Raw genomic sequence first — 20,776 nt, forward strand, 5'->3', positions numbered from 1 at the left:
CCGTCCGGTGACTGCTACTGCAGTTGCGCCGCCAGTCGCACGGCCGAATTGGTCTCTCCGTAGCCCTCGTAGCCACCCACGCGCTGGACCACCTCGAAGAACAGGTCGTCGCCGACGGTCTCGGTGAAGAAGTGGAAGAACTCGCCGCCGGTCGCGTCCGCGTCGTACAGGATCCCCAGACGCTGCATCGCGTCCAGGGTCTCGGGGCCGAGCCCGAATCGCGCGTCGAGATCGCGATAGTAGTTGGGCGAGATCCGCAACGGGGTGAGCCCGCGTTCGGTCATCGCTCTCGCAGCGGCATGGATGTCCTCGCATCCGAACGCCACGTGTCCGACGCCTCCGCGCCGGGCCGCGGGAAGCGGGTCCGAGTCGGACGGGCGGCCGGGAACCATGTTGAGCGAGAGTCGAATCGTGCCGTTGGCGGTGGCGAGGGTGAGGGCTCGGCTGCGAACCAGGCCTATCGCGTCGACGACGTCCTGGCCCTCGTGTGGCACCATGCCGAACACCGAGCGCAGCAGCAGCATCACCCCGTCCCAGCTCTCGGCAGGCACGGCGAGCGCGATGTGATCCACGTGCGTGACGCAGGCCCGGTTCTCCTCCACCACCCTCGGCACCAGATCGAACGCCGATTGCCAGGCACCCGCACTGTCGCGGGTGCGTAGGTCCAGCGACGTCGCACCGGTCACGGCCAGACGCACCACCGCATCGGTCGCGTCAGCCACACCGGGCATGGAGACGGTGGATGCGGTGACTCCCAGTGCGCGGGCCCGAGTCAGCCACAGATCCGGGCGCTCGCTGCGAACCCCGATCTGGGCCAACGCCGGTAGATGAGCCGGGACACCCGGCGCGGTCCACAACGTGTCCACCGTGGTATCGACGGCGACGGCCAGCGGACCCTGGGTGAACAGGCTGAGTCCGTGTTCGCTGTGTGCTGCGGTGAGATCGAAGCCCAGGTGCCGCAGTGTGGTGCCCAGCTGCGCTGCTTTCGCAGGCCCGGCCGCGATCCGCAGGGAGACGACGTTCTCGATCGGACCCGGCGGTGGCGGCGCGAACAGATCGTTTCCGTCCGTGGGTGTTTCGACGCCGCGCACCTGCTCCTGGAGGTACAGCAGCGACCGGTGCGCGTCGGATGCCGTGCGGCCGGTGTCGGAGTGTCGGAAGACGTCGTTGAAGATTTCGAGCGACCACGGGCCGGAATACCCGGAGGCCGCGACATCGGCACCGAAGCGCGCCAGATCGAAGCTGCCCTGACCGGGGAAGCATCGGTGATGTCTGCTCCACTGCAGTACGTCCATCACCAGGTGCGGGGCATCGGCCAACTGGAGGAAGAAGATCTTCTCGCCGGGGATCTCGCGAATGCCTGCGGAATCGTCACCGCGGGAGAGGATGTGGAAGCTGTCCAGGCACGTTCCCAGCGCGGGATGATCGACCTGCCGGACGATGTCCCAGGCGTGGCGGTAGGTGTTGACGTGGGCACCCCACGCCAACGCCTCGTACGCCAGTCGCATTCCGCGCCGATGCGCACGCTCGGCGAGGGTTGCCATCTGTTCGACCAGCAGGGCGTCGTCACGGACGGCACCGGCCAGCGGAGAGGAGCAGACCAACAGCAGATCGCACCCCAGCTGTTCCATCACGTCGAATTTGTGTTCGGCGCGAACGAGATTGCGGGCGAACTGTTCCGGATCGGCCGAGTCGGCGTCACGGAAGGGCTGATAGAGGTCGACGGTCAGACCGAGGTCGGCTGCTTTCTTCGCGACGTCCTCGGGAAGGTCGGGCGAGCTGATCAGGTCCGGCTCGAACACCTCGAAACCGTCGAACCCGGCCTCGGCGATGGCGCGCATCTTCTCGTCCAGCGAACCGCTGAGCGATACCGTGGCCACCGACGTTGCGATGCGCGTCATGCCAGAACCCCTGCGGTCGCGCGATCCTCCAGCGCGATCAGCGCGCTCATGTGCGCGATCATGCGATCGGCGTCCGCAGTGCGTCCGGTGAATATCTCGAACGCGTCCGCGGCCTGGAACACTGCCATTCCGGTTCCGCTGAGCGTTCGGCACCCAGCTCGGGATGCAGCAGCGAGCAATTCGGTTTCGGCGGGCCGATACACGACCTCGGCGACCCACATCCTCGGGTTCAGCAGTGACTCGGGCACAGCAGATCCGGGATGTTCGACCATTCCGATCGGGGTGGCATGCACCAGGCCGGTCGCGGTGTCGAGAACGGCGGCGAGCCGGTCGAGGCCCGCCGAGAGGATCTCGACGTCCGGGAACATCACGGACAAAGATTTCCGTAGTTGTTGTGCCCGCAGCGGATCGGCGTCCACGAGGGTGAGCCTGCCTGCGCCGCGGCGGGCCATCGCGTAGGCGACGGCCGCCCCTGCTCCCCCGGCACCGAGTTGCACCACGTCGCCGATGTCGGCACCGGGTAGTCCGCGGCCGAAGTTGCGATCGAATCCGGACCAGTCGGTGTTGTGGCCGACGGCCCGGCCGTCGGCGAACACCACGGTGTTGACGGCTCCGAGTCGGGCGGCGTCCTCGGAGAGCGCATCGAGAGAGGAGATGACGCGTTGTTTGCACGGGTGCGTGATGTTGAGTCCCCGAAATCCGAGGTCCGCTGCGGTGGAGACGAGACGGGGAAGGTCCTCTACGGTCAGTCCACGGCTGTCCAGGTCAATGATCCGATATTGGTAGGTCAGCCCGTGCTCGGAGCCCTCTCGTTCGTGCATCGCGGGTGTGAGCGACTTGCCGATACCCGTCCCGATCAGTCCGCAGAGCAGGGATTCCGGCATGTCGATCTCCTCGAGCCTTAATGTACGAATTGGTGAACTAGCTCGACGGTACTACGCGGCTGCCTCGCGCCCAACCCTTTCGCCACAATCGGCGCCGATAGAGTTGATCCATGGCTCCGCGCGCAACCGACACGTCCGACGACACCAGCGGACACGGCGTCAAGCGTCGACGCAACAGCGACCTGACCCGGCACAACATCCTCGAGGTGGCCACCGAGGAGTTCGCGGACAAGGGCTTCGCAGGAGCGCGCATCGACGAGATCGCCGAGCGGACACACACGACCAAGCGAATGTTGTACTACTACTTCACCGACAAGGAAGGCCTGTACAAGGCCGTGCTCGAACGGTCGTACATGCGCATTCGCGAGCGCGAACGAGACGTGGACGTCGAAGGCCTCGGACCGGTCGAGGCCATTCGTGCCATCGCATCGCTGACATTCGACCATCACGAGGAAAATCCCGACTTCATTCGCCTGGTCTCCACCGAAAACATCCTTCGCGGCGAACACATCTCCACGTCCGAGGCATTGAGCAACCTCGGCAATCCCGCCGCGGAGCTGCTGTCGAGCATCCTGGCGCGAGGCCAGGCGGACGGCGTGTTCCGGACGGACGTCGATGCCCTCGACGTGCACATGACGATCAGCAGCTTCTGTGTGTTCCGCCTGTCGAATCGATACACCTTCGAGGCCCTCTTCGGCCGTGACCTCACCGATCCCCGGCATCGAGACCGGCTGCGCTCGATGCTCGGCGACATGATCATCGCGTTCCTGACCTCGCCTTCTCGCTGAAATTCGCGATTTCTCGGTAGGTCTCGTCACGTCAGGGGTTGACACGTGGCATGGATCACGTTCAGTATTCAGAGGCACCCGGTGTTAACCATTTAGTACATTAGCGGTCCGATTGCCGAGAACGCATCGTCGACCAGCGCCTACGCTCCCCCGCCTCACGAAGAGAGACACGAGAACGATGGATTCGCACACCCCCGGCACCCACCCGACGCCGCTTCGCCCCGGGGCGAACCCGCGCAAAGCGGCGACAGCCGCATGGGTCGGAAGCGCCCTCGAGTACTACGACTTCTTCATCTACGGCACGGCCGCCGCGCTCGTCTTCGGCCGCGTGTTCTTCCCGGGTTCCAACCCGGCGACCGGCACCCTGCTGGCCCTGGCCACCTTCGGCGTCGGATACCTCGCACGGCCGCTCGGCGCACTGGTCCTCGGCCACATCGGTGATCGGTACGGACGCAAGAAGGTCATGGTCGCCACGGTCCTGCTGATGGGAATCGCCACCCTGGGCGTCGGCGTCCTGCCGTCGTACGAATCCATCGGCATCGCCGCTCCCATCATCCTGGTGCTGCTTCGGTTGTGCCAGGGATTCTCCGCCGGCGGCGAGCAGGCCGGAGCGAACTCGATGACGCTCGAACATGCCCCGGACAACAGGCGCGCGTTCTTCACCAGCTTCACCCTCAGCGGCACTCAGGGCGGACAGATTCTCGCCACCGCCGTGTTCCTGCCCGTCGCCATGCTCCCCGAGGAGGCACTGCTCAGCTGGGGTTGGCGAATCCCGTTCTTCCTCAGCGCTTTCGTCGTCGTCGCCGCCTTCGTCATCCGCCGTTCGCTCGACGAGACCCCGGTCTTCGAGGAAGAGAAGGCCTCGACCGAGCCGCAGCGCCTGCCCGTGGCCGAACTGCTCAGCGAGCATGGGTCGGCCGTGGTCCGCGTCATGTTGGCCGCAGTCATCGCCTCGGTCAGCACGATCTTCACCGTCTACGCGCTGTCCTACGCCGTGAACACCGTCGGCCTCGAACGCACCCCCATGCTGTGGGTCGGCGTTCTCGCCAACGTCGTCGCACTGTTCGCACTGCCCTTCTTCGGTGCACTGTCGGATCGCATCGGTCGCAAGCCGGTGTTCCTCTTCGGCTCCATCGGCTGCGCGATCCTGATGTTCGGCTACCTGTGGTCCATCTCGAGCGGCAACTACGTTCTCATCTTCGTCTTCGGCATCGTGATGTTCGGTTTCGTGCACAGCGCCACCGGCGGCGTCTGGCCCTCGTTCTACGGTGAGATGTTCCCAGCCCGGGTCCGCCTGACCGGAACCGCACTGGGAACCCAGATCGGTTTCGCCATCGCAGGATTCGCGCCGACCATCGCGGGCGCGATCGCCGGAGCCGAGATCGGTGCGTGGCTACCCGTCGCTATCGTCACCGCGGTCTTCTGCACCATCAACGTCGTGATCGTCGCGACCTCGAAGGAGACCTTCCGTACCCCCACCGACGAGCTCGGCGTTCGGACCCGCACCACCGACAGCGCGCGCGTCGCGTCCGTCTGACCGACATCGTGATCGACGCACTTCGACCTGCAGCGGCGGGCACCTGGACGGTGCTCGCCCTGCAGTATGCCAGTCGAACGGCATTGCGCAGCAACCTCTTTCACCAACGTGACGAACGCAGTACCGAAAGCCAGACGGTGGCCTACTACGTGTGGCTCGCCCTCTCGAAGAACAACACGGTGCTGATCGACGCCGGAATATCCGCTGCCACAGCAGAATCTGTCGACGGGCTCGACTATCACGGATCGCCGATCGACCTGCTCGGCGAGCTCGGCCTGACACCGGACGACATCGACACCTGCATCCTGACCCACCTGCACTACGACCACACCGGGGTCGTCGCGGAGCTCCCGATCGCACGATACGTGGTGCAGCGCAGAGAACTCGAGTACTGGACCGGGCCGTGGGCCGCCCGCATCACCCGAGAGCACTGGTTGCACTCGCGAGCCGACACCGAACACATCGAAACCGCCGATCGCGGCAGTCGACTCGACCTCGTCGACGGCGATCTCGACCTGTTCCCCGGGCTGTCCGTGCACGCCGTCGGCGGACACACTGCAGGCATGCAGGTGGTCAGGGTGAACACCGACCGCGGCCCGGTGGTGTTGGCCTCCGACGCCAGTCATTTCTACGAGAACTTCGAGGACGACAGCCCGTTCGCGATCCTGCACGCGTTGCCGGACATGTACGGGGCCTTCGACCGAATCCGAGAGCTCGCCGCCGGCTCCGGTACCGTCGTGCCCGGCCACGACCCCCTGGTTCGAGACCGATTCGCCGCGTTGACCGACGTTCCCGGCGCGCACGCGGTGATCATCGGCTGAACACAGCGAAAACGACGAATCCCCGACCTCGCGATGAGGTCGGGGATTCGTCGTTGTTCGGCAGCTCGGCCGGCGCGTATCAGGCGGACTTGTCGCGGCGTTCCGGACGCTCGGGCTTGCGCGGCACGATGGTCGGCAGCACGTTGTCGTTCACGGTCTCGGCAGTCACGACGACCTTCTCCACGTCGTCGCGGCTCGGGATGTCGTACATCACCGGAAGCAGAACTTCTTCCATGATGGCGCGCAGTCCACGAGCACCGGTTCCACGGAGAATGGCCTGGTCCGCGATCGCTTCGAGGGCCTCGGTGGTGAACTCGAGCTCGACGCCGTCCATGTCGAACAAACGGCGATACTGCTTGACGAGCGCGTTCTTCGGCTCGGACAGAATCGTCACCAGCGACTCCTTGTCCAGATTCGTCACCGACGCGATCATCGGCAGTCGCCCGATGAACTCGGGAATCAGACCGAACTTGATCAGATCCTCCGGCATGACCTCGGCGAAGTGATCCTGCGTGTCGATCTCGGCCTTCGAGCGAACTTCGGCTCCGAATCCGAGCCCGCGCTTGCCGACCCGATCGGAGACGATCTTCTCGAGTCCGGCGAATGCACCGGCGACGATGAAGAGCACGTTGGTGGTGTCGATCTGGATGAACTCCTGATGCGGATGCTTGCGACCACCCTGCGGCGGCACGCTGGCCTGAGTTCCTTCCAGAATCTTGAGCAGCGCCTGCTGCACGCCTTCACCGGACACGTCACGCGTGATCGACGGGTTCTCGCTCTTGCGAGCGATCTTGTCGACCTCGTCGATGTAGATGATGCCGGTCTCGGCCCGCTTGACGTCGTAGTCCGCGGCCTGGATCAGTTTGAGCAGGATGTTCTCGACATCCTCGCCCACGTATCCGGCCTCGGTGAGCGCGGTGGCGTCGGCGATGGCGAAGGGCACGTTGAGCATCTTGGCCAGGGTCTGCGCGAGGTATGTCTTTCCACACCCCGTCGGTCCGAGCATCAGGATGTTCGACTTCGCCAGTTCGACGGATTCGCCTCGCACGTCGCGTGCCTTGTCACCGGCCTGGATGCGCTTGTAATGGTTGTAGACCGCTACGGCCAATGTGCGCTTGGCAGCGTCCTGACCGATCACGTAGTTCTCGAGAAAGTCCTTGATCTCGGAGGGCTTGGGGAGGTCGTCGAGCTTGACCTCGCTCGATTCGGCCAATTCCTCTTCGATGATCTCGTTGCAGAGGTCGATGCACTCGTCGCAGATGTACACCCCTGGTCCAGCGATGAGCTTCTTGACCTGCTTCTGGCTCTTGCCGCAGAAGGAGCACTTCAGCAGATCGCCACCGTCACCGATGCGTGCCATTCGGAGGTTCCTACTTCCTTGTCCGCGTACGACCCACGCCGACCGGGTGTGGCCGAAACCTTCGTGGGCTACTTCTCGGTCTGTCGTCATGCCGACTTCGGTCGACCGAGTTCTTGGATGCGACGGTACCCGTGTTCGCCGAACATGGGCGGGTTGTTTCCGGTGATTCGCCACCCGATTTCGTCGAATGGACCATTCGGGTCGTCGATCACGACCGCCGGGCGGAGTTTCACACTCACGCCCGGCGTCGGAATCTTCTGCCGGACCCGTCAGGTCCGACCGGTGATACTCGCTCTGCTACTTCTGGGCAGAGAGCTTGCGGTACTCGAACACGGTGTCGATGATTCCGTAGTCCTTGGCCTGTTCCGCGGTGAGGATCTTGTCGCGATCGGTGTCCTTGCGGATGACGTCGGGATCCTTGCCGGTGTGGCGGCCGAGGGTGGTCTCCATGAGTCGACGCATGCGCTCGATCTCGGCGGCCTGGATCTCCAGGTCGGACACCTGGCCCTGAATGCCACCGCTCGAGGGCTGATGAATCAGCACGCGCGCGTTGGGCAACGCCGCACGCTTACCGGGAGTGCCTGCGGCGAGCAAGACGGCCGCGGCCGACGCGGCCTGGCCGAGGCAGACGGTCGCAACATCGGCGCGGACGTACTGCATCGTGTCGTAGATCGCCATCAGCGAGGTGAACGAGCCACCGGGCGAGTTGATGTACATCGTGATGTCTCGGTCGGGGTCGAGGCCCTCGAGCACCAGCAGCTGCGCCATGACGTCGTTGGCGGACGCGTCGTCGACCTGGACGCCGAGGAAGATGATGCGCTCCTCGAACAGCTTGTTGTACGGGTTCGATTCCTTCACGCCGTAGCTGGAGTGCTCGACGAAGGAGGGCAAAATGTATCGGGAGGACGGCAGCTGAGTGGGGTCGAACAGGTTTGTCATCGTTTCTCCAAGATGTAAGTGATCGAGGGTCGCCGGGAGCGGCCGAGTTACTCGCCGATTCCGCCGGCCTGCCGCGCACGGCTGACGACGTGGTCCACGAACCCGTATTCCTTGGCCGCCTGCGCCGTGAACCAGCGGTCACGATCTGAGTCTTCGGTGATCTGCTCGACGGTCTGGCCGGTGTGCTGGGCGATGAGCTCAGCCATCTCACGCTTGGTGTGCGCGAACTGCTCGGCCATGATGGCGATGTCGGAGGCACTGCCGCCGATACCGGCCGAAGGCTGATGCATCATGATGCGCGCGTGCGGCAGGGCGTAGCGCTTGCCCTTGGCACCGGCAGAGAGCAGGAACTGACCCATCGAGGCAGCCAGACCCATTCCGTAGGTCGCGATGTCGCACTCGGCGAATTCCATCGTGTCGAAAATGGCCATACCCGCGGTGACCGAGCCACCGGGCGAGTTGATGTACAGCGCGATGTCGCGAGTGGGGTCCTCGGCCGAGAGCAGCAGGATCTGAGCGCACAACTTGTTGGCGATGTCGTCGTCGACCTGGGTACCGAGGAAAATGATGCGGTTTTGAAGCAGACGCTCGTACACGGAGTCGCTGAGATTCAGCCCTGCTGCAGCCGAAGTCATGACGGGACTCTGCTGGTGCGAAGCCGCCGGATTCTGAACAGTCACGGTACCTGCCTTTTCCATAACAAATCGTTGGTTCCTGACACAGACACTAACGAAAGACGGCGGCTCCGGAGTCCCGGAACCGCCGTCGTTCGCTGTGAGCGTTACTTCTCTTGTTCGCCCTCGGAAGAATCTGCTGCTTCGACCTCGTCGGGAGCATCGGCGGGGCTGCCGAACAGCTCTGCGGTGTCGACGCTCGCGCCGGTGGTGTCGGTCACGGTGACGCGCTCGACGACCGAAGCCAGCGCCTTACCGCGCTTGACATCGGCGAACACGGCACCGAGCTGGTTGGCCTGCTGCACCTGCTGAATGAACTGCTCGGGCGGCATGCCGTAGCGCTGCGCCTGGAAGATGATTCGCTCGGTGAGCTCTTCCTGCCCGACCTGGGTGTTCTCGGCCTCGGCGATCGCATCGAGAAGGAGCTGGGTGCGCACCGACTTCTCGGCACCTTCCTTGACGTCCTTGTCGAATTCCTCGCGGCTCGAACCCTGCGACTCGAGCAGCTCGGCGAGTGCTTCCTCGTTGTGGTCGAGGCCGTGGATGGCCTCGTGCACCTGGGAATCGACCTCGGCCTTGACGACGGCCTCGGGAGCCGGGATCTCGATCGTGTCGAGCAGCGTCTCGAGCACCTTGTCGCGAATCTGACCGGCCTGCTCGACCTTCGCGACTCGCTCGACGCGGGTCCTCAGATCGGCGAGCAGCTCGTCGAACGTGTCGAACTCGCTGGCCAGCTGAGCGAACTCGTCGTCGGCCTCGGGCAGCTCGCGCTCCTTGACGGACACGACCTTGACCGTGACGACGGCTTCCTTGCCTGCGTACTCACCGGCAACGAGAGTGGAGGTGAATTCCTTCGACTCGTCGGCCGACACGCCGATGATCGCGTCGTCGAGTCCCTCGATGAGCTGGCCGGAGCCGACCTCGTGGGACAGCCCACTCGCGGTCGCCTCTTCGACGTTCTCGCCGTCGACGGTGGCCGAGAGGTCGATCGAGACGAAGTCGCCCGACTGGACGGGACGATCGACACCGGTCAGGGTGCCGAAACGCTGGCGCAGCGACTGCAGCTGCTCGTCGACGGCCTCGTCCTTGATCTCGAGCGGATCGACGACGACGCTGATGGTCGAGTAGTCGGGCAGATCGATCTCGGGGCGGACGTCGACCTCGGCGGTGAACGTGAGCTCGGTACCGTCCTCGATCTTGGTGATCTCGATCTCGGGCTGGCCGATGACCTTGACCTTCTCGTTGGTCACGGCCTCGGAGTAGCGAGAGGGAAGAGCGTCGTTGACGACCTGCTCGAGAACCGCACCACGGCCGACACGAGCCTCGAGCAACTTGGCCGGAGCCTTGCCGGGACGGAAGCCGGGGAGGCGGATCTGCTGAGCCAAAGCCTTGTACGCGCGGTCGAAATCAGGCTTGAGCTCCTCGAAGGGCACCTCAACGTTGATACGGACTCGCGTCGGGCTCAGCTGCTCGACGGTGCTCTTCACGGGACATGCTCCTTCTGGTGGTTCTTGCTTGCTGGTGGTTCCGGTGTGCTGTCTGCTCTCGCTCGCCACGAACACGGCGAGCCGTGCCTGCGGCTCTATTTTGTCGGGGTGACAGGAATTGAACCTGCGACCCTCCGCTCCCAAAGCGGATGCGCTACCAAGCTGCGCCACACCCCGTCGTACGGACACCATTGAACAGCAACCGATAGTAGCCCCCCGTGGGCGCCCCACCGATGACGTTCGGACGAACCGCTCGCGGCGGGCCGGTTTGGAATCCGGCGTCGGCGTTGGGTACAGTCTTGAAACGCAGGCGACGGAACTGGCGATCCCACGACTGTTGTTTGCACGCCGATGTAGCTCAATGGTAGAGCCCCTGTCTTCCAAACAGGCTACGCGAGTTCGATTCTCGTCATCGGCTCCACCGAAAGGCCCCGCACTCCTGGTGCGGGGCTTTTTCGTGTCCGCGTACCCTGGACGGTGTCCGAATTGTCCGTACGAACCGGGCATGCATCGTCGGCGGAAGGTCCGCAGTGGAAATCGTCCTGATCGTCATCGTCATCGCCGCAGTGGCCCTGTTGGTGCTGCGAAGCAAGAAGAACTCGGCCGCGGCCGCCGAAACCGCGCTGGCCGACGCCAAGGCCGATGCCCGGCAGTCGATCGAGCGTCTCGGCGGCCAGGTCTACAACCTGATCGGCACCGACACCGCCTCCAAGCAGGCCCTGGCCGACGCATCCGAACGCAACATCGCCGCCGGTTCGCAGATCGACCAGGCCACTACCCCCGAACAGGCCCGACTGGCCAAGCAGACGGCGCTCGAGGGTCTCTACTACATCCGCGCCGCCCGCCTGGCGATGGGCATGGACCCGGGCCCGGAGGTCCAGGGCATCGACGGCCAGCAGCAGGCGGGTCGAGTCACCGAGGATCGCAAGGTCGACTTCGAGGGCCGTGAGATCGCGGCATCGCCGGATCCGTCCGATCGCACCCCGAACTACTACCCCGGTGGCCGAGTCGCGGGTCGTCCGGTACCCGCGGGCTGGTACTCCGAGCCGTGGTGGCGGCCGGCCTTGGTGGCAGGTGCATGGGGAATGGGTTCGATGTTCCTGTTCTCGGCGATGTTCTCCGGCATGGCCGGGGTGCCGGAGGAGACCGCGGCAGGCGAAGACATGGGGGCCGACGGTTCCGACGGGGGCAGCGGCGACGACTACTCCGGCGGCGACACCGAATACGGTGCGATGGACGACGGCGGCGGGGGCATGTTCGACGGCGGAGCCGACTTCGGCGGTGGGGGCGACTTCGGCGGGTTCTAGGTCGCCTGACAGACCGGGCACCAGAACAGGTTTCGAGCCTGCATCACCGAGTGCAGGATGTCGGCTCCGCACACCCGGCAGGGATACCCCTGCCTGCGGTAGACGTAGGACCGCGGTCGCCGTGCACCGTAAGTGTCGCCGTGATCGTCCTCGGGCCGGATGGTGATGATGCGCCCGCGTCGGACACCGATCGCCATGAGGTCGACGAGGTCGAACCAGATCGCATCCCACTCGGCTCGATCGAGGTCCTTGCCGGGCCGCATGGGGTTGATCTCGTGCCGGAACAGGATCTCGGCGCGGTAGACGTTGCCGACTCCGGCGAGCACCTTCTGATCCATCAGCAACGTGCCGATTGCCGTGCGCGACTTGGAGATTCGCGCCCACGCTGCGTCCGGATCGGCGTCCTTACGCAGCGGGTCCGGTCCCAGGCGCGCCACCAGGGCGTCGACCTGCTCCTCGGTGTAGATCTCGCAGGCGGTGGGGCCGCGCAGGTCGACACCGTACTTCTCCCCCACCATGCGCAATCGCACGGCACCGACCGGATCGTCCAGCGGCACAGCCTGTTCGGTGAACTTCCCGTACAGACCGAGATGGATGTGAACGATCAGATCGGACTCGTACCGATGCAGCAGATGCTTGCCCCAGGCCTCGGCCTTCTCGAGGACGAGGCCGTCGATCAGCGCGGCACCGGAGGCGAACCGCCCCTGTGGGCTGCTCGCCCGAACCGGTGCCCCGCCGAACCGACGTCCGTGCAACCGAGCCAGTCGGTGCAGAGTGTGACCCTCGGGCACCTATGCGGGCTTTCCCGGCACCTCGGGTGCCTCGCCACTGCGCTCGTACTCGGACAGGATGTCGATGCGACGCTGGTGGCGCTCCTCGCCCGAGAACGGGGTACCGAGGAAGGCGTCGACGATCGCGAGGGCTTCGGGCAGCGTGTGCATGCGGCCGCCGATGCCGATGAGCTGAGCGTCGTTGTGCTCGCGGGCCAACTTCGCGGTCTCGACGCTCCACGCCAACGCACAGCGAGCGCCGGGCACCTTGTTGGCGGCGATCTGCTCGCCGTTTCCGGAACCGCCGAGCACCAGGCCGCGGCTACCCGGATCGGCGACTACGCGGCGTGCTGCGTCGATGCAGAATGCCGGGTAGTCGTCGACGGGGTCGTAGTCGAAGGCACCGCAGTCGACGGGCTCGTGCCCGGTCGCCGTCAGGTGTTCGATGATCTGATTCTTGAACTCGAGGCCGGCGTGGTCGGCACCCAGGTATACGCGCATGCCTAGAGTCTGACAGGTGAACTCCGAAGCCGAGAAATTCGCCGGTGTGGACGGCGCGAAGGGCGCATGGGTGGTCGCGATCTCGGCCGGGACCACGCTGACGTGGACCGGTTGCGCGTCGGTGGCCGACGTGCTCGAGGTGACTCGGGACTGCGCACGAGTGGGAGTCGACATGCCGCTGTCGTTGCCCCGGGGCGGTTATCGCGTCAGCGAACTGGAGGCCAAGAGGTTTCTCGGAACGGCGAGGAGCTCGATCTTCCACACGCCGGTCGTCGACGTGCTCGCCGCCGAGTCGTATCCCGAAGCGTGTGCGGTGTCTCGGCAACTCACCGGCAAGGCGATCAGCAAGCAGACGTGGCACATCCTGCCGTCCGTGAAGGCCTGGCTCGATGCCGACTTCGACCGGGACCGGTACGTCGAGGTACATCCCGAATGCTCGTTCCGGGCGATGTCACCGACGACGACGTTCGCGTCGAAGAAGTCCGGTCGAGGCGCCGGGCAGCGTTTGTCCACCCTGATGCGCTGGCAAGAACACCTCGATCTCGCGGATCTGCCGCCCGGACCCGCCGTCGACGATGTTCTCGACGCGGCCGCAGCGGCGTGGTCGGCGAGGCGGTTTCACGTCGGCGAGCATCGGACGTTCGGTACCGAGGACAGCTCGGATCGGATCGTCGCCTGACGAACCCCGTGCGCGGAAACTCGTAGCAGGGTACGAATTTCCGCGCACGAGGGTCATGCGATCAGTCGAACTGTGGGTCCTCGTTGCGGGTGCGCTTGAGCTCGTAGAAGTGCGGGTACGACGCGAAGATCACCGACGCGTCCCAGAGCTTGCCTGCTTCTTCACCGCGCGGGATTCGGGAGAGCACGGGGCCGAAGAAAGCCACGCCGTTGACGTGGATGGTCGGGGTGCCGACATCGGGCCCCACCTTGTCCATGCCCGCGTGATGACTGGTCCGCAGGTCCTCGTCGTAGTCGGTGCTCTCGGCGGCCTTCGCAAGGTCACCGGGCAGATCCAGTTCCGCGAGCGACTCCGAGATCACGACGTCGAAATCCTTGTTGCCCTCGTTGTGAATTCGCGTTCCCATGGCCGCGTACAGCGGGGCGAGAACCTCGTCGCCCTTCAGCTTGGCTGCGGCGATCGCCACCCGAACCGGCCCCCAGGCCTTCTTCATCATCGCGGCGTATTCCTCGGGCAGATCGCGGCCCTCGTTGAGCACTGCCAGGCTCATGACGTGGAAGTTCACGTCGATGTCTCGCACCTGCTGCACCTCGAGAATCCACCGCGAGGTGATCCAACACCACGGGCACAGTGGGTCGAACCAAAAATCCGCAGTGTCTTTCTGTCCTGAACCGGCCACTGTCCTACTCCTTGGAAGTCGAGGTCAACGTCTCTTCATTGCGTAACAACCGCCCACCGCGCAGACATTCCGCACGGCCCGTCGGCCAGCGAGGGGTACGCGTGACGTGATGGGATGGAAGGCACTATCCATAACTACACGAAGAGGTGTCGACTGAAGTGGTTGCTCCCAACCTGACGCGTGACCAAGCCTCCGAGCGTTCGGCGATCATCGGGGAAACGAAGTACGCGATCGTTCTCGATCTCACCGACGGCGAGGGCAATCCGGGCGAGAAGACCTTCCGCTCGCTCACCACCATCACGTTCGCGGCCACCGCCGGGGCGTCGACTTTCGTGGACGTCATCGCGAGCACGATCCGCTCCGCGACGCTCAACGGCACCGATCTCGATACCGCCGACTACGACGAGTCGACCGGCCTCGCGCTCGAGAATCTGGCCGAGCACAACGAACTCGTCATCGATGCGGACTGCGTCTACTCGCACACGGGCGAGGGACTGCACCGTTTCGTCGACCCGTCGGACGGCACGGTCTACCTGTACTCGCAGTTCGAGACCGCCGATGCAAAGCGTATGTTCGCCTGCTTCGATCAGCCCGATCTCAAGGCCACCTTCGATCTGAAGGTCACCGCGCCGGAGAGCTGGACGGTCATCTCCAATGCCGCGCACGCCGCCGAGCCTGCGGCGGGCGAGCACGTGTTCGACACGACACCGTTGATGAGCACCTACCTCGTCGCACTGATCGCCGGACCTTACGCGGAGTGGACCGACTCGTACACCGACGACCACGGCACCATTCCCCTCGGAATCTATTGCCGCGCTTCACTTGCCGAGCACATGGACGCGGAGCGCCTGTTCACCGAGACCAAGCAGGGCTTCGGTTTCTACCACGAGAACTTCGGCACTCCCTACGCGTTCGGCAAGTACGACCAGCTCTTCGTGCCCGAGTTCAATGCCGGTGCCATGGAGAACGCGGGTGCCGTCACGTTCCTCGAGGACTACGTCTTCCGGTCCAAGGTGACGCGGTACTCGTACGAACGGCGCGCCGAGACAGTGCTGCACGAGATGGCACACATGTGGTTCGGCGACCTGGTGACCATGACGTGGTGGGACGACCTGTGGCTCAACGAGTCGTTCGCGACGTTCGCCTCGGTGCTGTGCCAGTCCGAGGCAACCGAGTACACCAACGCGTGGACCACTTTCGCCAACGTCGAGAAGGCCTGGGCCTACCGTCAGGACCAGTTGCCGTCGACGCACCCCATCGCCGCCGACATTCCCGATCTCGCGGCCGTGGAGGTCAACTTCGACGGCATCACCTACGCCAAGGGCGCGAGTGTGCTCAAGCAACTGGTGGCGTACGTCGGCAAGGAGGACTTCCTCGCCGGATTGCGGGCGTACTTCGTCGATCATGCCTTCGCCAACGCCACGTTCTCGGATCTGCTTGCCGCTCTGGAGAAGTCGTCGGGACGCGATCTCTCCGACTGGGGTGCCCAGTGGCTGCGCACCACCGGCCTGAACACCTTGAGCCCGGATTTCGACGTCGACGCCGACGGCAAGTTCACCCGCTTCTCGGTGCTGCAGACCGGTGCTGCCCCGGGTGCGGGCGAGCATCGCGTGCACCGCATCGCGGTGGGAATCTACGACGACGTCGACGGCAAGCTGGTGCGCACCGACCGCGTCGAACTCGACCTCGACGCTGCCGAGTCGACGACCGTCGATGCGTTGGTCGGCGTCTCGCGCGGCAAGCTCGTCCTGGTCAACGACGACGACCTGACGTACTGCGCGGTGCGACTCGACCCGGATTCGCTCGATGTCCTTCTCTCTCGAATCGCCGACATCGCCGAGCCACTCCCCCGCACCCTCGCGTGGTCGGCGGCCTGGGAGATGACTCGATCCGCCGAGATGAAGGCGCGAGACTTCGTGGCCCTCGTCCAGCGGGGAATCGGCGCTGAGACGGAAGTGGGTGTGGTGCAACGACTTCTGCTGCAGGCCCAGACCGCAATCTCCAGCTACGCCGACCCGGCATGGGCGGCCGAGCACGGTACCCCCGAGTTCGCCGATGCACTGCTCGACCTGGCGCGCAGCGCCGAAGCAGGCTCGGATCACCAGCTGGCATTCGTCAATGCTCTCACCGGCACCGAGCTCGGCGACCGTCACATCGACGTGCTGAGGGCACTGCTCGACGGTGATGTGGAGGGGCAGTCGCTGGACGGCCTCGGCGTGGATACCGATCTGCGCTGGCGCATCGTCACGGCGCTGGCCGGTGCCGGTGCGATCGACGCCGACGGCCTGGACTCGCCGGTGATCGACGCCGAGGCGGCCAGGGACAACACTGCCGCCGGAGCCCGGTCGGCAGCGGCTGCACGAGCCGCTCGGCCCAGCGCGGAGGTCAAGGAGCAGGCCTGGACGACAGTGGTGGACGACGATGCGGTTCCCAACATCACGGCCCGCTCGATCATCGGCGGCTTCGCCGGACCAGGTCAGGGCGAGCTGCTCGAACCGTACGTCGCCCGCTATTTCGACGCCATCGAAGGTGTCTGGGCGCGTCGTTCGAGTGAGGTCGCGCAGACCGTCGTGGTGGGCCTGTACCCGTCCTGGTCGATCTCGGAGGACTCCCTCGCTGCGGCGGACGGATTCCTCGACGGCGACCTACCGCCCGCGCTCCGACGCCTGGTGATCGAGGGCCGGGCCGGAATCGTTCGGGCTCTCGCTGCACGGGAGTTCGACGCGAGCTGATCTCGACGGCACCGACGACGAGGGCCGGTTGCTCCACCCGGAGGTGGAGCAACCGGCCCTCGTCGTACGAGCGCGGTCGGGAGGAAGGGAGCTAGGGGCTCAGGATGGACGCGGCCATCACCCGGACGGAGGTGACCAGACCGTCGATGAGGTTTCCGTCGCGGAACGGGCCGAGGGCCGCGGTGACACCCAACTGTGCGACCCGGTCGGTCGCTCGGTTGGACACTCGCTTGCCGGTGCGGATCTCGAGTGCGTGCCGATTGGGGTCGACGGCGATCAGCACCGAACGAACGGCATCGGGAGTCCCGGGGAACACCGAATCCGCACCCGCGGCCGGATCGACGCCGAGATCACCGATGTAGACGTTGAACCGGATCTTGGTCTGCCGAATCGCTTGGGTGAGTGCGTCGTCGAGCGCAACCAGGTCCTGCGTGGCGAACGGCAGGTGCTCGGGATTGGCGGTCCCGAACTCGTGAGCCGCCGAGACACGGCCGCTCGAGGTGAGCGCAGCCCCGAAAGGCAGGTCTTCTTCTCTGACGTCACTGCGGACGAGTTCACCACTTGCCACTTGCGGAACCTCCGATCGAGTCGGCTGTGTCGGCGTCGCGCGAACCGTGGCCTCCGAAAGGAGTCACCTCGTCCGTAGCACTCCACAGCAATGGCTCGCGCGTCCACTCGTCCGTCAGTCGGTAGGGCGGAACGTCCATACCGGGCTGCTTGTCGGTCAAGTAGGACAACGCGCCGAGGAGTCCGATCACCGCAACCGGAATCACCCCGAATATCAGCGTGGTCTCAAAAATGCTCACGGGGTGTGACGTTAGTCGACAATTGCGCGTCGGACCACGTCGGGGCCGGTGTTGTGACCGAAATGTGCGGACCCGACCGCGTCAGGCAGCACCCTCACCGAGGTACGCGAGCCACGTCGGGTCGAGCTCCTTGGTCGTCGCCAACAGTCGCCAGTGCGGACCCTTGGGCGGCACCAACTGGGCGCGCAGTGTCCAGCCGATCTCACTGAGCAATTTGTCCGCCTTGCGATGGTTGCACGAGGCGCAGCAAGCGACGCAGTTCTCCCACGAGTGGCCACCTCCGCGACTACGCGGGACCACATGGTCGACGGTTTCGGCTTTGCTTCCGCAGTACGCGCACCGGAACCGATCGCGGTGCATCAGCGCGGCGCGGGTCATCGGCACTCGCGCTCGGTACGGAACACGGACGAACGTCCGCAATCTGATCACCGACGGCACCTGGACCGAGAAGTCCGCAGACCGAATGAACGGGCCCTCCGGATCGTCGTGCACCACGTCGGCTTTCCCACAAACGAGAAGAACCACCGCCCGGCGCATCGGAAGCGCGGTCAGTGGTTCGAATGTGGCATTGAGGAGCAGCACACGGCGCTTGACCCACGCCGGAACGGCGTCGTCGCCCGTGGCGGTGTGAGCCGTCGGCACCACACGCAGCGGAGAAGCCCCCGAGGCCGTCTCACGCTGGTCGTGCGTGGTGCGGCCCTCAGTGGGCGGGAGTTGTCGATGGCGGTGTTGCGAGTTCTTCATGCGTTGCTCCAGAGACAGTCGGCGCCCGCGCATGGCTTGCGTGGAACACGAGTGACAGTGGAACACGAATACACCGTCCACGCACAGCCTTTTTCTCGGCATTTTCTGTTGCCGAACGGTGAACATCTCGCGTCCTCGCGTTCACGATCGACGATCGGCGGCTCCATGCGCAGCGTGACTGGCGAGATCTCGACGTCTCCGTAGACTTTTCGGGTGTCCGTATCAACCTTCCTGTCCGCATCGTCCCTTCCCGACCCGTCACTGTTGCGAGATCTCGACACCCGAGCTTTCGAGTTGACGGAGACCGGACGCGACTGGTTGGTCGATCGTCCGCTGCAGGCTCTGGGCTATCTGGTCCTCGCCATCGTGCTGCGACTGGTCCTGCACAAACTGATCGACCGATTCACCCGCAACAACGTCGGGAAGTCTCCGATGCTGTTGCGTCCGCTCCGCGACCGGTCGTCGAGCACCGTCAAGGGTGCGATTCTCAACGAGCGTCGCAAACAACGGGCCAACACGATCGGCTCGGTGCTCAAGTCGGCGGTCTCGGTCATGATTCTCACGTGGTTCGTGCTCTCGGTGCTCGATGTGGCGGGGGTCAATGTCGCTCCGTTCATCGCCTCGGCGGGCATCGTCGGTGTCGCCTTGGGCTTCGGTGCCCAGAACCTGGTTCGAGACTTCCTGTCGGGCATCTTCATGCTCCTCGAGGACCAGTACGGGGTGGGTGACGTCGTCGACCTCGGTGAAGCGACCGGCACCGTCGAGAGCGTGGGGCTACGCGTCACGACGATCAGGGATGTCAACGGCACGGTCTGGTACTGCCGCAACGGCGAGGTGCTGCGCGTGGGCAACATGAGTCAGGGTTTCGCGGTCGCCGTTCTCGATCTGCCCGTGTCCCACACGGCCAACATCGACGAGGCCCGCGCAGTCGCCGAACGCACCACGCTGAAGGTGGTGGAGTCCAAAGACTTCGCCGACGACATTCTCGAACCGCCCGAGATGCTCGGGGTCAATGCGGTCAGCGCCGACACGGTCACCATCCGCATCACGATCAAGACCCGCCCCGGCCGCCAGTGGGCCGTGCAGCGCCGACTCCACCAGGAGATACTCCAGGCATTCGACGATGCCGACATCAAGGCACCGTACGCACTGGGTCGCCCGGGTGGGGTCGTGGCCGAGCGCGGCAACTGAACAGACCATGATGGTGAGCGACGCCGACCAGGAACGAACAGAGAGAGTGTGATGACCGAACCGCAGCAGACGTTCTACGACGCGGTAGGCGGTGCCGAGACGTTCCGGTCACTCACGGCGAAGTTCTACGAGGAAGTCGCCAAGGACGAGATTGTGCGCCCGTTGTACCCGGAGGAGGATCTGGCACCGGCCGAACGGCGGATGCGGATGTTCCTCGAACAGTACTGGGGCGGTCCGCGGACGTATTCCGACGAGCGCGGCCATCCTCGATTGCGGATGCGACACAACCCGTTTCGGATCGGACCGATGGAGCGGGACGCGTGGCTTCGCTGCATGCACATCGCGATCGCGTCGATCGACCCGAAGGTCATGGACTCCGCGCACCGAGCACAGTTGATCGACTACATGGAGATGGCCGCCAATTCGATGATGAACTCGGCGATCTGACGGCGGCAGCGCAGCGGGTTACAGCGATCCGACCCGCTGCGGGCTCTTGCCGCCGGCGGCGGCCCTGAGGTTGCCCATGCGGGCGCGAACGGAACCGGCCACCTTGAGGGCGAAACTCACGGGTGCCGGCAGATGCTGGCGCAGAATGGCGTGCTTGCGTACGTAGTTCTCGACGTGCCACTCCGACCAGGTGCCCGCACGGAACAGTGCAGCATCACCCGGGAGCAGGGTGCGCGGTGCGTGGTCGTCACTGGACACGGTCACCGAACCGTCCATGATGTGCACGATCTCGTCGACGGCGAAGTACCAACGGAAACGTCCCGCAGTGCAGTCCCATACGTTGGTGGTGGTAGTGCCGTCGATGCTCTTCGACCACTCGGCGAGGCGCGCCTGCGGGTTTCCTTCGAGAATCCAGGTGGGTTCGATGGGGCTGTCGTCGAGCGCGATGTCGCCGAGTCGTACGGCTTCGATGGTCGAAGTGATCATGGTTTCCGTCGCGTCCTCACCGTCGGGCGCGGCTTCCGCCGCT

At 65.0% G+C, this 20,776-nt stretch carries 21 protein-coding genes and 2 tRNA genes; 9 read left to right on the forward strand and 14 right to left on the reverse strand.

Features of this window, described 5'->3' with window-relative positions; translation table 11 throughout:
• Positions 1–14: 14 nt before the first annotated feature.
• Both CH276_RS01930 and CH276_RS01935 read right to left on the reverse strand, forming a co-directional pair.
• Entirely contained in the window at positions 15–1,901 is a 1,887-nt protein-coding gene (locus CH276_RS01930) for a sugar phosphate isomerase/epimerase and 4-hydroxyphenylpyruvate domain-containing protein (protein WP_094631075.1), read from the reverse strand.
• On the reverse strand, positions 1,898–2,785 hold the full coding sequence (locus tag CH276_RS01935; RefSeq protein WP_094631074.1) for a shikimate dehydrogenase: 888 nt from the start codon (positions 2,783–2,785) through the stop codon (positions 1,898–1,900). Before CH276_RS01935 ends, CH276_RS01930 begins: the two co-directional genes overlap by 4 nt.
• A 110-nt stretch (positions 2,786–2,895) precedes the next feature.
• Between CH276_RS01935 and CH276_RS01940 the strand changes: the two genes are divergently transcribed.
• The 3 genes from CH276_RS01940 (at position 2,896) to CH276_RS01950 (ending at position 5,931) form a co-directional block, all read left to right on the forward strand.
• Complete coding sequence (locus CH276_RS01940; protein WP_094631073.1) at positions 2,896–3,573, forward strand: TetR/AcrR family transcriptional regulator; 678 nt, start codon at positions 2,896–2,898, stop codon at positions 3,571–3,573.
• 178 nt (positions 3,574–3,751) lie between these two features.
• Complete coding sequence (locus tag CH276_RS01945) at positions 3,752–5,110, forward strand: MFS transporter (protein ID WP_032394599.1); 1,359 nt, start codon at positions 3,752–3,754, stop codon at positions 5,108–5,110.
• An 8-nt stretch (positions 5,111–5,118) separates the two neighbouring features.
• Positions 5,119–5,931 carry an N-acyl homoserine lactonase family protein gene (locus tag CH276_RS01950; RefSeq protein WP_254924273.1) on the forward strand — a complete coding sequence of 271 codons (813 nt, stop codon included), beginning with the start codon at positions 5,119–5,121 and terminating at the stop codon, positions 5,929–5,931.
• A gap of 79 nt (positions 5,932–6,010) precedes the next feature.
• On the opposite strand, the gene clpX is transcribed toward CH276_RS01950, so the two are convergent.
• The 5 genes from clpX to CH276_RS01975 all read right to left on the reverse strand — a co-directional run bounded on the left by clpX (position 6,011) and on the right by CH276_RS01975 (position 10,568).
• On the reverse strand, positions 6,011–7,291 hold the full coding sequence (gene clpX, locus CH276_RS01955) for an ATP-dependent Clp protease ATP-binding subunit ClpX (RefSeq protein WP_032394600.1): 1,281 nt from the start codon (positions 7,289–7,291) through the stop codon (positions 6,011–6,013).
• Positions 7,292–7,588: 297 nt separating this feature from the next.
• A complete protein-coding gene (locus tag CH276_RS01960; RefSeq protein WP_094631072.1) occupies positions 7,589–8,230 on the reverse strand; it encodes an ATP-dependent Clp protease proteolytic subunit in 642 nt (213 codons plus the stop codon).
• 47 nt (positions 8,231–8,277) lie between these two features.
• The gene (locus CH276_RS01965; protein WP_082073666.1) at positions 8,278–8,928 is read right to left on the reverse strand and encodes an ATP-dependent Clp protease proteolytic subunit; all 651 of its coding nucleotides are present in this window, start codon (positions 8,926–8,928) and stop codon (positions 8,278–8,280) included.
• Between the two features lie 83 nt (positions 8,929–9,011).
• Positions 9,012–10,391, reverse strand: a complete 1,380-nt coding sequence (gene tig / locus CH276_RS01970) for a trigger factor (RefSeq protein ID WP_032394780.1) — start codon at positions 10,389–10,391, stop codon at positions 9,012–9,014.
• Between the two features lie 103 nt (positions 10,392–10,494).
• A tRNA-Pro gene (locus CH276_RS01975) sits at positions 10,495–10,568 on the reverse strand.
• Positions 10,569–10,738: 170 nt separating this feature from the next.
• On the opposite strand from CH276_RS01975, the gene CH276_RS01980 reads away from it, so the two are divergent.
• Positions 10,739–10,812: transfer RNA gene (locus tag CH276_RS01980), tRNA-Gly, on the forward strand.
• Positions 10,813–10,921: 109 nt separating this feature from the next.
• Positions 10,922–11,698 carry a hypothetical protein gene (locus CH276_RS01985; protein WP_032394601.1) on the forward strand — a complete coding sequence of 259 codons (777 nt, stop codon included), beginning with the start codon at positions 10,922–10,924 and terminating at the stop codon, positions 11,696–11,698.
• Here the strand turns inward: CH276_RS01985 and CH276_RS01990 are convergent.
• Together CH276_RS01990 and CH276_RS01995 are read right to left on the reverse strand one after the other, a co-directional pair.
• The gene (locus tag CH276_RS01990; RefSeq protein ID WP_032394602.1) at positions 11,695–12,489 is read right to left on the reverse strand and encodes an Fpg/Nei family DNA glycosylase; all 795 of its coding nucleotides are present in this window, start codon (positions 12,487–12,489) and stop codon (positions 11,695–11,697) included. The two genes, CH276_RS01985 and CH276_RS01990, sit on opposite strands and share 4 nt — an antisense overlap.
• Complete coding sequence (locus CH276_RS01995; RefSeq protein WP_032379225.1) at positions 12,490–12,969, reverse strand: ribose-5-phosphate isomerase; 480 nt, start codon at positions 12,967–12,969, stop codon at positions 12,490–12,492. It lies immediately after the preceding gene.
• A 16-nt stretch (positions 12,970–12,985) separates the two neighbouring features.
• On the opposite strand from CH276_RS01995, the gene CH276_RS02000 reads away from it, so the two are divergent.
• Complete coding sequence (locus CH276_RS02000) at positions 12,986–13,648, forward strand: DUF429 domain-containing protein (protein WP_094631070.1); 663 nt, start codon at positions 12,986–12,988, stop codon at positions 13,646–13,648.
• 61 nt (positions 13,649–13,709) lie between these two features.
• Here CH276_RS02000 and CH276_RS02005 read toward each other — a convergent pair whose 3' ends face one another.
• Positions 13,710–14,327 carry a mycothiol-dependent nitroreductase Rv2466c family protein gene (locus CH276_RS02005; RefSeq protein WP_045194585.1) on the reverse strand — a complete coding sequence of 206 codons (618 nt, stop codon included), beginning with the start codon at positions 14,325–14,327 and terminating at the stop codon, positions 13,710–13,712.
• A 158-nt stretch (positions 14,328–14,485) separates the two neighbouring features.
• On the opposite strand from CH276_RS02005, the gene pepN reads away from it, so the two are divergent.
• Positions 14,486–17,059, forward strand: a complete 2,574-nt coding sequence (gene pepN / locus CH276_RS02010) for an aminopeptidase N (protein ID WP_094631069.1) — start codon at positions 14,486–14,488, stop codon at positions 17,057–17,059.
• A gap of 91 nt (positions 17,060–17,150) precedes the next feature.
• Here pepN and CH276_RS02015 read toward each other — a convergent pair whose 3' ends face one another.
• The 3 genes from CH276_RS02015 to CH276_RS02025 form a co-directional block, all read right to left on the reverse strand.
• Positions 17,151–17,627 carry a DUF5130 family protein gene (locus CH276_RS02015; protein ID WP_032394604.1) on the reverse strand — a complete coding sequence of 159 codons (477 nt, stop codon included), beginning with the start codon at positions 17,625–17,627 and terminating at the stop codon, positions 17,151–17,153.
• Entirely contained in the window at positions 17,614–17,865 is a 252-nt protein-coding gene (gene ctaJ / locus CH276_RS02020) for an aa3-type cytochrome oxidase subunit CtaJ (RefSeq protein WP_094631068.1), read from the reverse strand. Before ctaJ ends, CH276_RS02015 begins: the two co-directional genes overlap by 14 nt.
• 81 nt (positions 17,866–17,946) lie before the next feature.
• Positions 17,947–18,609, reverse strand: a complete 663-nt coding sequence (locus tag CH276_RS02025) for an HNH endonuclease (protein WP_176459074.1) — start codon at positions 18,607–18,609, stop codon at positions 17,947–17,949.
• A 231-nt stretch (positions 18,610–18,840) separates the two neighbouring features.
• Between CH276_RS02025 and CH276_RS02030 the strand changes: the two genes are divergently transcribed.
• Both CH276_RS02030 and CH276_RS02035 read left to right on the forward strand, forming a co-directional pair.
• The gene (locus CH276_RS02030) at positions 18,841–19,800 is read left to right on the forward strand and encodes a mechanosensitive ion channel family protein (protein ID WP_045199538.1); all 960 of its coding nucleotides are present in this window, start codon (positions 18,841–18,843) and stop codon (positions 19,798–19,800) included.
• A 51-nt stretch (positions 19,801–19,851) separates the two neighbouring features.
• Positions 19,852–20,247, forward strand: coding sequence for a globin (locus CH276_RS02035; RefSeq protein ID WP_032394607.1), 396 nt, complete (start codon positions 19,852–19,854; stop codon positions 20,245–20,247).
• Between the two features lie 18 nt (positions 20,248–20,265).
• Here CH276_RS02035 and CH276_RS02040 read toward each other — a convergent pair whose 3' ends face one another.
• The gene (locus CH276_RS02040; protein WP_032394784.1) at positions 20,266–20,733 is read right to left on the reverse strand and encodes a cupin domain-containing protein; all 468 of its coding nucleotides are present in this window, start codon (positions 20,731–20,733) and stop codon (positions 20,266–20,268) included.
• Between the last annotated feature and the right edge of the window lie 43 nt (positions 20,734–20,776).

The sequence above is a fragment of the Rhodococcus sp. 06-470-2 genome, from assembly GCF_002258235.1.
Classification (GTDB): Bacteria; Actinomycetota; Actinomycetes; order Mycobacteriales; family Mycobacteriaceae; genus Rhodococcoides.

Coding starts and splice junctions, on each gene's coding strand:
- CH276_RS01930 (WP_094631075.1), bottom strand. CDS start 1,901: ATGACGCGCATCGCAACGTCGGTGGCCACGGTATCGCTCAGCGGTTCG.
- CH276_RS01935 (WP_094631074.1), bottom strand. CDS start 2,785: ATGCCGGAATCCCTGCTCTGCGGACTGATCGGGACGGGTATCGGCAAG.
- CH276_RS01940 (WP_094631073.1), top strand. CDS start 2,896: ATGGCTCCGCGCGCAACCGACACGTCCGACGACACCAGCGGACACGGC.
- CH276_RS01945 (WP_032394599.1), top strand. CDS start 3,752: ATGGATTCGCACACCCCCGGCACCCACCCGACGCCGCTTCGCCCCGGG.
- clpX (WP_032394600.1), bottom strand. CDS start 7,291: ATGGCACGCATCGGTGACGGTGGCGATCTGCTGAAGTGCTCCTTCTGC.
- CH276_RS01960 (WP_094631072.1), bottom strand. CDS start 8,230: ATGACAAACCTGTTCGACCCCACTCAGCTGCCGTCCTCCCGATACATT.
- CH276_RS01965 (WP_082073666.1), bottom strand. CDS start 8,928: ATGGAAAAGGCAGGTACCGTGACTGTTCAGAATCCGGCGGCTTCGCAC.
- CH276_RS01995 (WP_032379225.1), bottom strand. CDS start 12,969: ATGCGCGTATACCTGGGTGCCGACCACGCCGGCCTCGAGTTCAAGAAT.
- CH276_RS02025 (WP_176459074.1), bottom strand. CDS start 18,609: ATGAAGAACTCGCAACACCGCCATCGACAACTCCCGCCCACTGAGGGC.
- CH276_RS02035 (WP_032394607.1), top strand. CDS start 19,852: ATGACCGAACCGCAGCAGACGTTCTACGACGCGGTAGGCGGTGCCGAG.
- CH276_RS02040 (WP_032394784.1), bottom strand. CDS start 20,733: ATGATCACTTCGACCATCGAAGCCGTACGACTCGGCGACATCGCGCTC.